This window comes from Mesorhizobium sp. B2-3-11 (genome assembly GCF_006442215.1).
GTDB lineage: Bacteria > Pseudomonadota > Alphaproteobacteria > Rhizobiales > Rhizobiaceae > Mesorhizobium > Mesorhizobium salmacidum.
In genome coordinates this window covers 1-12614 of sequence record NZ_VFVS01000027.1, presented here as the reverse complement: position 1 = coordinate 12614, position 12614 = coordinate 1, and the positions used below count along the sequence as shown (strand labels likewise).

At 61.6% G+C, this 12614-nt stretch carries 8 protein-coding genes; 4 read left to right on the top strand and 4 right to left on the bottom strand.

Going from position 1 to position 12614, the window contains the following annotated elements:
* Window positions 1-714, bottom strand: a complete 714-nt coding sequence (locus tag FJ960_RS27055; protein WP_140718140.1) for a transcriptional regulator NanR — start codon at window positions 712-714, stop codon at window positions 1-3.
* 184 nt (window positions 715-898) lie between these two features.
* On the opposite strand from FJ960_RS27055, the gene oiaX reads away from it, so the two are divergent.
* From oiaX to FJ960_RS27035, 4 genes are all read left to right on the top strand, one after another.
* On the top strand, window positions 899-2149 hold the full coding sequence (gene oiaX, locus FJ960_RS27050; RefSeq protein WP_140718138.1) for a 3-oxo-isoapionate-4-phosphate decarboxylase OiaX: 1251 nt from the start codon (window positions 899-901) through the stop codon (window positions 2147-2149).
* Between the two features lie 5 nt (window positions 2150-2154).
* Window positions 2155-3489: a four-carbon acid sugar kinase family protein gene (locus FJ960_RS27045; RefSeq protein WP_140718136.1), complete on the top strand. Its 1335-nt coding sequence runs from the start codon at window positions 2155-2157 to the stop codon at window positions 3487-3489.
* 1413 nt (window positions 3490-4902) lie between these two features.
* Window positions 4903-5811, top strand: a complete 909-nt coding sequence (locus FJ960_RS27040; RefSeq protein WP_140718134.1) for an MBL fold metallo-hydrolase — start codon at window positions 4903-4905, stop codon at window positions 5809-5811.
* Between the two features lie 10 nt (window positions 5812-5821).
* Window positions 5822-6289, top strand: a complete 468-nt coding sequence (locus FJ960_RS27035) for a metallophosphoesterase family protein (protein ID WP_140510427.1) — start codon at window positions 5822-5824, stop codon at window positions 6287-6289.
* 150 nt (window positions 6290-6439) lie between these two features.
* On the opposite strand, the gene FJ960_RS27030 is transcribed toward FJ960_RS27035, so the two are convergent.
* The 3 genes from FJ960_RS27030 to FJ960_RS27020 all read right to left on the bottom strand — a co-directional run.
* Complete coding sequence (locus FJ960_RS27030; RefSeq protein ID WP_140510429.1) at window positions 6440-7777, bottom strand: HlyD family type I secretion periplasmic adaptor subunit; 1338 nt, start codon at window positions 7775-7777, stop codon at window positions 6440-6442.
* A 22-nt stretch (window positions 7778-7799) separates the two neighbouring features.
* Window positions 7800-9494 (bottom strand): type I secretion system permease/ATPase, encoded by a 1695-nt coding sequence (locus FJ960_RS27025; RefSeq protein ID WP_140718132.1) that lies wholly within the window; start codon window positions 9492-9494, stop codon window positions 7800-7802.
* Window positions 9495-9557: 63 nt separating this feature from the next.
* The coding region (locus FJ960_RS27020; protein ID WP_140718130.1) for a VCBS domain-containing protein at window positions 9558-12614 on the bottom strand (3057 nt) is incomplete at its 5' end.

Below are 12614 nucleotides of genomic sequence, written 5' to 3'. Positions count from 1 at the left end.
TCACTTCTCGGAATTCATCACATAGAGCGCACGCGAGCGTTCGAGGTGCTTGATCATCGCCTTCTCGGCACCGTCGGCATCCCGGTGCTCGATGCGGTCGATGATCTCCTCGTGCTCGGTCAGCGTGTATTTTTCCTTGCCGGTCCAGATAAGCATTTCAGTGTGGTATTCCTTCAGCCAGCCCAGCGTGGCTTCGCTGACGGCGATATAGATCGGATTGCCTGAAATGGACGCGATCTGGGTATGAAACTTCATGTCGGCGGAGATGAAGGCCTCCGAATCGCCGCGCGCGGCGCGCTGCTCGGCCACGGTTGCCTTCAGCAGTTGCACATCCTCCGATGTGGCCTTTTCCGCGGCTTCCCTGACCATGCCGCGTTCGAAAAAGATGCGCGCGGTCTTCAGGTGCTCCAGCGTGTCCCTGGACGAAGACAGGATGATCTTGGCCGCGCCGTCGACCTGCTTGATGATCGACTTGGCGGTCAGTTGCAGCACCTTGGCGCGCTCGCCATGCGAGATGGCGACGAGCCCCATATTGTTCAGCGCCTGCATGGCTTCACGGATCGCCGGTCGGCCGACCTCAAAGCGCTCCATCAACTCGCGCTCGGACGGCATGTCATCGCCGGGCTGCAGTTCGCCGCTGGTGATCAGCCGCTTCAGTCTTGCAAAGACTTCGTCGGAAAGTTTGCGCCGGACGATCGGCTCCGAACGGTTCATCGTCGCGAATCACTCCCTTGACCCAGCCCTATCTAGCATTGCCGTTGCGATTCCTGGAATGCCCGTCCGCTGACCGGACTGTAGCCGCCAATTGGGATAGTGCTTGCAATACTTATGTACTCATTATACCAGATTTCCTGCGCGACGAAACTTTTTTCGAACCCTTTTCGACCGGCCGACGTCCATGATCACTTTGACCTACCGCATCGAGACGGCCGGCAGCATCGAGTCCCTGGCGGCCAAGATCGCCAGCGACCAGTCGACCGGCACCTTCGTCGCGCTGCCGGGCGAGACGGAGGAACTGAAGGCTCGCGTGGCGGCGCGCGTGCTGGCAATCCGCCACCTGCCTGATGCCGCGCAGCCGTCTCTCCCGGGATCCGGCAACGGACCGTTCAGGCGCGCTGATGTCGACATCGCCTTTCCGTTCGATGCCATCGGCACCGACCTTGCGGCACTGATGACCATTGCCATCGGCGGCACATATTCGATCAAGGGGCTCACCGGCATTCGCGTCATCGATATGAAGCTGCCGGAACAATACCGGGGCGCCCATCCCGGACCACAATTCGGCCTCGCTGGCAGCCGCAGGCTGACCGGCGTCGAGGACCGTCCGATCATCGGCACCATCGTCAAGCCGGCGCTGGGCCTCCGGCCGCGTGAGACGGCCGCGATGATGGGCGAACTGATCGAGGCCGGCGTCGATTTCATCAAGGACGACGAGAAGCTGATGAGCCCTGCCTATTCGCCGCTGGCGGAGCGGATAAAGGCGATCATGCCGCTCGTCCTCGACCATGAACAGAAGACCGGCAAGAAGGTGATGTATGCCTTCGGCATCTCGCATGCCGATCCCGACGAGATGATGCGCAACCACGATCTGGTGATCAAGGCCGGCGGCAATTGTGCCGTGGTCAACATCAACTCAATCGGCTTCGGCGGCATGGCGTTCTTGAGGAAGCGCTCCGGCCTGGTGCTGCACGCCCACCGCAATGGCTGGGACATCCTCACCCGCCATCCCGGCCTCGGCATGGATTTCAGAGTCTGGCAGCAGTTCTGGCGGCTGCTCGGCGTCGACCAGTTCCAGATTAATGGCATTGCCTCGAAATACTGGGAACCAGATGCATCCTTCGTCCGCTCCTTCAAGGCAGTGACGACGCCGATCTTCTCGCCTGACGACTGCGCGCTGCCGGTGGCCGGTTCCGGCCAATGGGGTGGACAGGCACCCGAGACCTATGAACGCACCGGGCGAACGGTCGATCTCCTTTATCTCTGCGGCGGCGGCATCGTCAGCCATCCGGACGGACCAGGCGCCGGCGTGCGCGCCGTGCGTCAGGCCTGGCAGGCGGCTGTGGACGGCATTCCGTTGGCCGATCATGCCCGCAGCCATGCCGAACTAGCGCGGTCGATTGAAAAATTCGGCGATGGCAGGGCGGCCTGACACCCATGCAAGACCTGCTGCTCAGCTACTATGGCGACGACCTCACCGGCTCGACCGATGTGATGGAAGCACTCGAGCTTGGTGGCGTTCCGACCGTGTTGTTCATGCGCCAGCCGGACGCCGAGCAGCTTGCACGGTTTTCGCACTGTCGTGCGGTTGGCCTCGCTGGCACCAGCCGCAGCGAGACCCCGCAGTGGATGGACACGCATTTGCGTGACGCGTTCGCCTGGCTGAAGGCGCTGAGAGCCGATATCTGCCATTACAAGGTCTGCTCGACCTTCGATTCAAGTCCGGTAATCGGCAGCATCGGCCGGGCAATCGAGATCGGCCGCTCGGTCTTCGCACAGGACAGCGTGCCTATGCTGGTCGGCGCACCGCAGCTCAGACGCTACACTGCCTTTGGCCACTTGTTCGCGGCCTATCGCGACCAGTATTTCCGCATCGACCGTCATCCGGTGATGAGCCGCCATCCGACGACGCCGATGAATGAGTCCGACCTGCTGATTCATATGTCGCGACAGACCGGACTCTCCTTGGGATTGCTTGACCTGGCGACGCTGCAGTCCACATCGCGATCGCAGGCATTCGATCGCCTCGTGGAGAACGGTGCCGCCATCGTTCTTATCGACGTCGACAACCGGGAGACCCAAGCCCTTGCTGGCAAGGAAATATGGCGGGTTCGCAAACCGGGCGGTTCCATCGTCGTCGGCTCGTCCGGAATCGAATATGCGCTGTTGACCGAGTGGGCGTCGAGGGGCATCGCCAACGCTGGGCCACGCTTTGCGCCGCCGGGTGCCGTCGACCGGGTGGCCGTCGTGTCGGGCAGTTGCTCGCCGACCACCGAACGACAGATCCGGCATGCCCTGTCCGACGGTTTCGACGGCATTGAGGTCGACCCTGTCGAATTGGTTTCGGAGGGGTCGGTGCAGGCGATTGCGCGTGCGGCGGCAAAGGGCCGCGCCAGTCTGCAAGCCGGGCGCAGCGTCATCCTCTATACGGCACTTGGCCCCACCGCCGACAGGGGCGCCGAAATCGACCGGGAGGATGGTGCCCGCCACAAGCTTGGCCGCGGCCTTGGTGCGCTGCTGCGCCAATTGACGGAGGAGCAGAGCTTGCGGCGCGTGATCATCGCAGGCGGTGACACATCAAGCCATGCGCTGGGACAAATGGGTGTAGACGCGCTGACCGTCAGGATGCCCCTGCCCGCCTCGCCCGGTTCCCCGCTTTGCGTAGCCCATTCCAGCATCGATGCGATCGACGGACTGGAGGTCGCGTTGAAGGGCGGGCAGGTAGGAACCGATCGCTATTTCTCGTCCATCCGTGACGGCCTTCAGAATTGACCATGACGTTGCGCTGGGACATTGCGAAACCTGGGGAGACATGCACAGTCGATTAGGGTTTGCGCCTGAGCACCAAGCGAGCACATGTCAGCTCGAAAGTCGACCGGCAGAGCCCCCCGGAACAGGCCTTCAGAATAAGCATTGGTTGAGCGACGACCGCTTTCGAAAAAGGCTGCGCTTCGCCAGGAATGGCAGACATGCTGCGCAAGCGAGCCACCCCGCCTGACTGCTCAAAATGACCGCTTTCGGGGACTGGCTACGGCGGGCTCTACAACTGATTGAGGCGCATTGCGGACCCGCTTTTGCGCACGCCAAACCGCAGCCTCCGCGATCGCACCAGGAAAACCTCTCGATCCGGGTATTGGTCGTCAGGAGAAACCGTTCTTGAGCGCCTACTGTCCAGCCTGTCGCTGGTTAGATGAGAGGAAGTGAATCTAACCAGCGATTACCTTTGGCGAGACAAACCTGCTCGACAAAACGGCTTCGCGCGATCTGTCGAGGGGTCGGCATCTTCTGCGTCTCCCGGATACCAGAGCCAACAAATTCGACGGGTCCACTTATGCGGCCGAGCTGAAGCATTTCCGGTTTGGGCGATTGTGCGGGATGTAGGACTAGAGATGCAGCTTAAGCCGCAAAAACTGCCGCCGACCTCGAACGCAGCAAACCACAGCCCTTGGTTAGGGCCTGTTAGACAAGCCTATTTGCACGCCGTTGTACGCCAAAACCCTCTGTCGGGCTGAACGGGATTTACTTCCGAAGCAACGACGTGTCAGAACGGTCCGGAAGAGGGCAGCTGAATCTCTGCTATTGCCGTATCCCTCACTCCCACTCGATTGTTTCCAGCCCAGCTAGGCTATTGATCTAGCTGGTTTTTTTCTTGTTTTCCGCTCAAAAGTCCGAAACATGGGCCGTCAAAAAGTTAATCTTTTGATTTTAAAGGGAAAATCGTCGCAAAAATATTTTGAGGTTTCACCGACTATCGGGACCAATCGGACGATTTCAACCTCTCGGCACCCGGCGGCATGCTCGCTCCCGTCTTGAAAAGTACCGTCATCCTTGAGGTCGAAGCTTTGTGTCGCCACGAGTTCGTTCAGGCTTGGTAGAGGCCTTTTTGGCTGATGCCATGACTGTCTCCTCTTCGAGGACCGTTTTCGCGTCACCACCTTTGATCATATCGGAATAGACGGCTCGGATCTCACTACCCATGATCCGGCGCGATACGCGACCCTCGGTGCCGAATTCACACATATCCTTTAAAGCGAGGCAGCCTGCGAGGCATAGGTAGCAAGTAAGGCTGGAGCCTTCCACCGGCGCTCTCGGCCAGCAAGTTCGCCAACAAGTTACGCAAAGTCTATCTAGGACCGCTCCTTCGCCCGCTTTGAGGTCTCGTTGCCCGCGAGGTAGACTGCTCGCATGACCTTCAGGCTTATCTTCCTCGGGACCTCGGCCAGCGTGCCCTCGGCCGAGCGCAATCACCCGGCGCTGCTCGTTGAAGCCGGCAGTCAACGGGTGCTGGTCGATTGCGGGGAAGGCACCCAGCGTCAGCTTCTGCGCAGCGGCGCCGGATTCAGGCGACTTGATCGCCTGCTCCTCACGCACGCGCATTTCGACCACGTGCTCGGGATTCCAGGCTTGTTCTCGACGCTTCGGCTCCGGCAGAGCAAGAACCATGTGACCATTCATGGTAGCGCAGACACTCTTGACGTCGTCGCCCGCATGCTCGCTGGCCTTTGGGGCGAGGGACGCGCGCCGATCCCGCTGCAACTCGCGCCGCTTGCCCCCGGACGCGTGTTCGAGGTGGATGAGTTCACCGTCGATTGCTTTCAAGTTCGCCATCGCGACACCGACAGCTATGGCTTCGTCTTCGAGACGCCGGCGCGTCCTCACCTCCGTTCGGACCGCTTGGTAGCTCTCGGCGTGCCAGACGGTCCGATCCGGAAGGATTTGGCCGAAGGCCGCTCAATTTCTCTCCCCGACGGCCGAACGATTGCTCCCGAAGCAGTCCTCGGGCCACCCGGGGCTGGCAAGAAGCTGGTCATAGTAGGCGACACCGAAACCACTGATGGATTGGCCGACAAGGTGAGCGGCGCCGACCTGCTTGTCATCGAAGCCACATTCCTGCAACGAGATGCAGCGATGGCGCGCGACTACGGACATCTGACAGCCGCGGAGGCAGCATCGCTGGCAGCGACAAGCGATGTAAAGCAGCTCGTTCTTACGCACATCTCCGGCCGCTATTGCGACGAAGAAATTCTCGCGGAAGCCGTTCAGGCGTTTGCGAACAGCCTTATCGCAACGGATTTAACCACCCTCACCGTCTAGTGGCAGGGCCATGACATTCAGAATTGGCGTCATCTCGGACACGCACGGCTTGCTGAGGCCGGAGGCGGCGCGTTGCCTGGCCGGAGTCGACCACATCATTCATGGAGGAGACATCGGTCGCCCTGAGATCATCACGGCGCTTCGCTGTATCGCGCCGGTTACCGCGATCAGAGGAAACGTAGACACCGGTGGCTGGGCGCTCCCATACGCGGAAACCGAGCTCGTACGCCTCGCCGGGCGAGCAATCTACGTGCTTCATGATCTCAAGACGCTGCAGGTCGACCCGGTTGCCCAAGGCATCGACTTGATCGTGTCCGGTCACTCGCATGTGCCGAGGATGGAGACAGTGGATGGCGTGCTTTATTTGAATCCGGGCAGCGCTGGCCCACGACGGTTTAAGCTGCCTGTCACCCTTGCGGCGGTCGACATCACTCGAGACAGCATAGAGCCTTCGATATTGAGCTTGGCAAGCGGCTGAACCAATTCACCGCGCACATCACGCCCGCACCTATATCCGAGTGTCTCCTCGATTTTTCACAAGATGGCAGGCGCGCCGCAACGCGGAGACACGCATTCTTCGCGATTTGTTAACGGGAGTTCTCGCCGCGTGCGGTGATGGACTGATCCGTCATTTCTGGCGAAACGCTGAGTGGAACGACACAACCAGCGGCCCTAGAATGTAGTCGAGCGCCGTGCGTTGCTCGGTAACGATCATGACTGACGCCGGCATGCCCGGATAAAGCGCGATCTGTGGGGCTGCGGCCAATTCCACCGGATCGACCGCTACGTCCGCGAGATAATAGGGGAAGCCGGTCTTGGTGTCGGTAATGCGATCCGCCGAAATGCGGGCGACGCGTCCATGAATTATGGGGATCGAACGCTGCTTGTATGATGTGAAACGAACTTCGGCGGCCATGTCGGGACGCAGGTTCGATATATCCTCGACGCGAACCTGTGCCTGGACGATCAGTGAATTCTCGGTCGGCACGATGTCAAGGATGGTCTGGCCCGGCGCCACGATCGCACCGATCGAGAAAACGCTGAGATCCATCACCTGGCCATCATAGGGCGCACGCACTTCGGCCCGGTCCATGGCAGCCTGGGCGGCGAACATCTTGGGTATGAGGTCGGACAGGTTCGATTGCGTATCGATCAGCATGGCCGACAGCTTGGTCCGGCGCTCATTGGTCAATTGTGCGATCTGGCTCTCGAGTTCGGCTTTGCTCTGTTGGCTGCCGCCGATGGCGCCGAGATTATCGTCGATCAAGCCCTGCAAATCCGAGGCCGACCTTTCCAGTTCCAGGATGCGTGGGCGGGTCGTCAAACCGGCCTTGAGCAGCTTCGACAGGCTGGCCTTCTCGCCGATCGTCGATTTGAGCTGGGCCCGGTAGGATTCGACCCGAGACTGCTTGCCCCGTATCTGCTCCTCGAGCTCGGCAATGCGCCGCTCGAGGATCTGCCTTGCGCCGGCCATCGAGGCGCGTTGGCTTTCCAGGTCGGCGATCTGGTTTGCCATTGCGTCCTTGAGGTAGTCCTGGTGCTCCTTGAGGATGTCCTTGGGAAAGGCAACCGCCTCGCTGCCGTCCAGTTCGGCGCGGATCCTGGCATCGGTGGCGCGCAACAGTGCATATTGCTGGGCATAGAGATTGAACTCGGACCGGATCCTGGTGTCGTCCAGCTTCAGCATTATGTCGCCCTTCCTGACGACGTCGCCATCCTTAACGCGGATCTCCTTCACCGTACCGCCGTCGAAGTGCTGGACGCTCTTGCGATTGCCTTCCACCTTGACAATGGCATCGGCGAGCACGGCACCGTTCAGAGGGGCAAAGGCCGCCCAGCCGCCGAAAATGCCGAAAAAGGCCATTATGATCAGCAGGCCGATATAGGCCGGCACCCGGATGGAATCCGGAGCCAGGATGCCGGCCTCGCCGGGCAGGCTATGGTAAGTGAGGGCACTGTCGCTCATCGATCTCTCCGACCACCACAGCTCATTGGGTCGCCACTGCCATTGGAGCCGCGCGCTGGTTGAGCAGCGCCACGATCTCGTTTCTCATGCCGAACGCCTCGACGGCGCCATCGCGCAACAGCAGGATCTTGTCGACATTCGCCAAGGTCGAGGGCCGGTGCGAGACGATGATCACCGTGCTGCCGCGGCGTTTCAGCTCAATCGCGCAGTCGCTCAGCGCGCGGTCACCATCGGCGTCTAGATTGGAGCTCGGCTCGTCGAGAATGATCAGTTTCGGCGTTCCAAACACCGCCCGGGCAAGAGCAATCCGTTGCCGATATCCTCCCGACAGCACGGCGCCGCCCTCCCCGATCTGCGTCTCGTAGCCCTGCGGCAGTCGGATAATCATCTCGTGTACGCCGGCGAGCCGCGCGGCCTCGATCACCTCCTGGTCAACATTGGTCTTGAAGCGCCCAATGTTGGCGGCGACGGTATCGGAGAAGAGTTCGATATCTTGCGGCAGGTAGCCGATGTGATCACCTAATGCGTCGTGCCCCCATTGCGACAGGTCGGCGCCATCCAGCCTGACTGTGCCGCGACTGGGTTGCATGACGCCGGCAAGGTGGCGCGCCAGGGTCGACTTGCCGGCGCCGGAGGGGCCAACGATTCCGAGCGCCTCGCCTGCTTCCAACCGAAACGACACGTCGCGCAGAAGCACTTTCTGCTGGCTTTGAATTGCAAAGCTTACCTGCTCGACGGAAATCATGCCGCTGGGCTTCGGCAGGTTGAACGCTCTTTCGTTGCGCGCACCCCCGTCGACCAGCCTCTCGACCCTTGCCAACGCTGCCCGCGCCAGGATCAGGCTGCGCCAGAGGCCGACGATCTGCTCGACAGGCTGCAACCCCCTGCCCAGCAGGAGGCTCGCCGCGAACATGGTGCCGCCGGTAATCTGCCGTTCGATGACCAGATAGGCGCCGAGGCCGAGGATCAGCGATTGCATGGTGAGCCGCAGGAACCGGATGAGGCCCGACATCAAGGCGGCACGGTCGCTTGCCTCCGCCTGGCGCCGCAGCGCGAGGTTGCGGTCGCGCCCCCAGCGGCGGATGAGACCGTCGATCATCCCCATGGCGCGAACGACTTCGGAGTTCCTGAGGCTCATCTCGGTGAAGTTATAGTTGTTCGTCGCCAGCTCGTTGGCCTGCTTCAGCGGCGAGCGCACGAGATACTCGTTGAGAACGGCCATGCCGATCAGAAGCAACGAGCAGCCCAGCGCGAAGAAGCCGAGCCACGGATGCAGCAGGAAGATGATGCCGATGTAGATGGGCGACCATGGCAGATCGAACAAAGCGTGGATGCCGCTGCCGGTGATGACCTGCCTGAACGTATCGAAGTCGCGGATCGGCTGGCTCGGCGAGGAGCCGGGCGATGGGTTTTCGACTGACGCGGCCAGGATCTTTGCCGAAAGCAGCCGGTCGAGCCGGGCGCTGGCACGCGTCAGGATCCAGGCGCGGACAAGGTCGAGACCCGCCAGCGAAAGGAAGGCTGCCAGCAACACCAGGGTCAGCATCACCAGCGTGGTTTCGCTGCCGCTGGTGACAACCCGGTCGTAGATCTGCAGCATGTAGAGGGGGGAAGCGAGGTAGAGCAGGTTGATCGCGAGGCTGAATGCCGCCGCAACCAGGAAATAGCGGCGGCATGCCCGAAGCGCATCCTTCACAATTCGAGACTTGCTATCCACTTCCAGAACCCCACTCGATACTCGTCAGGTCAGGGAGCCGCCGTAGCCGGCGGCCCTTTTCGCTCACACCACGAAGTCGCTTGAAATCGCTCCATTGCCGATGCCGGTCAGCGTGAATTCCGCCGGATTGTACGAAACGACGGTATGACCCTGGCCGTCATCGGCAAGCTTGAAGGCGTTCGCATCATAATTGCCGACCAGATGCAGCGCGGCGCCGTGGGTGCCGTCCGAAACGGTCAGCGTTCCGCCGCTGCCATCCTGGCTTGCCTGATAGACGGCCGTCGTTCCCGCACCGAACAGGATATCGCCGAGGTCCAGCCTGTCATCATTGGTGATGCCCCCGATCCGTCCGCTGTAGTCGAAGGAATCGTCGAGTTGCAGCGTGCCGGCAGCGTCGTGTCCGAAGGTGACGTCCGTCGACGAGGCGCTACCGAATTCCAGCTTCGACAAATTGCCGATGGTGGCATCGCCGTCGCCGGTAACCTGGCCGTGGATCACGATGTCGCCGCCATTGGCCCAGAGCATGCCTGAATTCGCCAGGCCGCCGGAGACCGTCAAGCCGCCTGAACCCGTTGCCTCGAGCGTTCCGGAGTTGGCGACGACGCTGCCACCGGTATCGATGACCAGCGCGTGCGAGCCGGTGGCGATAATGGTGCCCTGGTTGTCGATGCTGAGCATGCCGCCGCCCAGCTGGCCGGCGCCCGAGATCGTGTTATCGACGTTGACCAGAGTGACGTCCGGCCCTGTGCCGGAAATCATGTTGGCGGCGCTGTCGGACAGCAGGATCTGCCCGCCCCCCTGCAAGGTCACGCCGTGCTGGATGACCTGCAGCAGCGTATCGCTGCCGGTCGAGTCGAGCGAGATGAGGCCGCTGTTGTTGAGAATGCCGCTGAGCGGCAGCAACGCGCCGTCGCCGATCGTCATGGTGCCTGAATTGTTGACCACTGGCGTCTGGTCGAACACGAAATTGCTGGCTGTGAGTGCGCCCGAATGCACGCCGTCCAGCGTGATCGACTGTCCGTCGCCGAGTGCGATCACCGCATTGCCGTTGGCATCGTCGGCGATATGCGTCTGGAGGTCGGCAAAGTCCGCCAATCCGTTATAGCCGATGAGGTCGATCTGGTCGGCCGCGGTATCGAAATTGTGCACCGTGTCGGCGCCAATCGGTTGCGAGAAGACGAAGAGATCGTTGCCGTGCGAGCCGGTCAGCACGTCGTCGCCGGACCAGGCAAAGATCGGCGAACCCGGTGCATAGGCCTCGACATTGTCGGCTATCGACGCTGTGCCCAAGGTGCCGTCGGCATTGATCCAGGTCATCTGGACATCGAGAACGGCGGCGCCGGTAAAGTTCACCGGCGTGGTGACGGTCAGCCCATGCAGGTCGTTGGTCTGCGTCGTCCAGCTTCCGTCGGCATTATGGGTTGCGCCATCGATGGTCCAGCCCGAAGGCACGTCCTTCACCGTGACGGTGATGAGCGCGCCCTCATGCGAGGGGTCGGTGAGGGCAAGGTTGATGGGCTCGCCGGACGTGCCGGCGGGCAGACTGAAAGCTGGAGTGCCGACCCCAGGGTTTCCGGCTATGTCAGTCCAGAATGAGATACCGGTGCCACTGGACAGGACTTGGACGGTATGCGCGCCACCGCCGACTGGCTTCGTAACATCCAAGGTGTAGATGTCGTGCCCGGTGCCGTCGATGCCGACATGTATGAAGGTCCCGGCTGTCGCAGTTGCCCCTACCAGCGCGATGTCATTGATGTCGAAGCCCGAGACCGCCTCACTGAAGGTGAAGGTGATCGTCTGCTTGGCACCGTTGTTGTCGTGCGAGATGACGACGGTAGGCGCTGTGGTGTCGCCGCCAGTCACATTAATCGTCGCAGTGGTTGTGGCTGTGTCCGTACCATTGTTGGCCGTGCCGTCTCCGTCGACCAGAGTGTAGGTCACCGTCTTGGCGATGGTGGCGCTGGTGGCGTTCGAATAGAGGATGTGGCCGACAAGGGCGGCCGTGGCCGCTTGCGTGGCATTGGCGTTGAAGGTGACGACCAGAGGGGTCCCGTTCGTGCCCCCGGCGAAAGTGCCGATGGTCGTACCACCATAGGTGACATTGCTTCCGCTGACGCCGATCTGCCCGGCGCCGGCACCTTGGTTCTGGATCGTCAGTTGGTCGGCGGACGTGCCGTTTGCCGTGACCGCAATCCTTAAGGATCCACCATTGAAATCGGTGGAGTCGATATCCGTCACAGTCGCCGAAGGCGCGAGCGCCGTAGCGACCGATCCGGCTGTGTAGTTGATACTTGTGGAAGTCCCTGAGGTTCCACTGTTCAGATCCAGTGCTGGCGCGTCATTGGTCCCGAGGATGTCTAAGTGCACCGAAGTGTGAGTGCCGTCCGCGCTGACAACGTCAAAGTCTTCATCGTAATGCTGACCGGCGACGAACTCGTCATGTGCCGAGGACGCCGCATAAGTCCAGGCGCCGGCCGCGTTAATGGCGAAGGTGCCATAGGCCCCAGCGGTGCCGCCCTGGGCCACGAAAGTTGCGGGGCTGTCGACGTCCGAGATTGTCAGCGAACCGCTGGTGCTGATCGCCGCCGTCGTATTGCCCTCGGTCCGGTTGACCGAGGCGGAGGAGAGCGCCGCTGCGTCATTGGCGCCGTTGATGGTGACGGTAAGCACGGCGGTGTCGGTCAGGCTGCCGTCGCTGACGGTGTAGTTGAAGGTGTCCGTGGTCGAGCCGCCCGTATTGAGCGCCTGCACCGTCGCGTCGTTCTCGTTGACGACATAAGTATAGCTGCCGTCGCTGTTGAGCGTCAGCGTGCCGTGCGCGCCGACCAGGCCGGCGCCGACGGAACCCGCGGTGCCGGCGCCTTCGACGCCACCGGTGCGGATGCCGCTGACCGTCAGGCCGGCGCTGTCGATATCGCTGTCGTTGGTGAGCACGTTGCCGGTGCCGTTGTTGCCGCCGGAGCCGTTGAGGGTGCCGCCCTTCTCGGTGGCCGCGACAGCACCGAGGCTGGCGCTGGTGTCGTTTACACCAATCGGTGCGTCATTGGTGCCGACGATGTCGATCGACACCACCTGGGTGACGACACCGCCATTGTGGTCGTCGACCTGCACCGTGAAGCT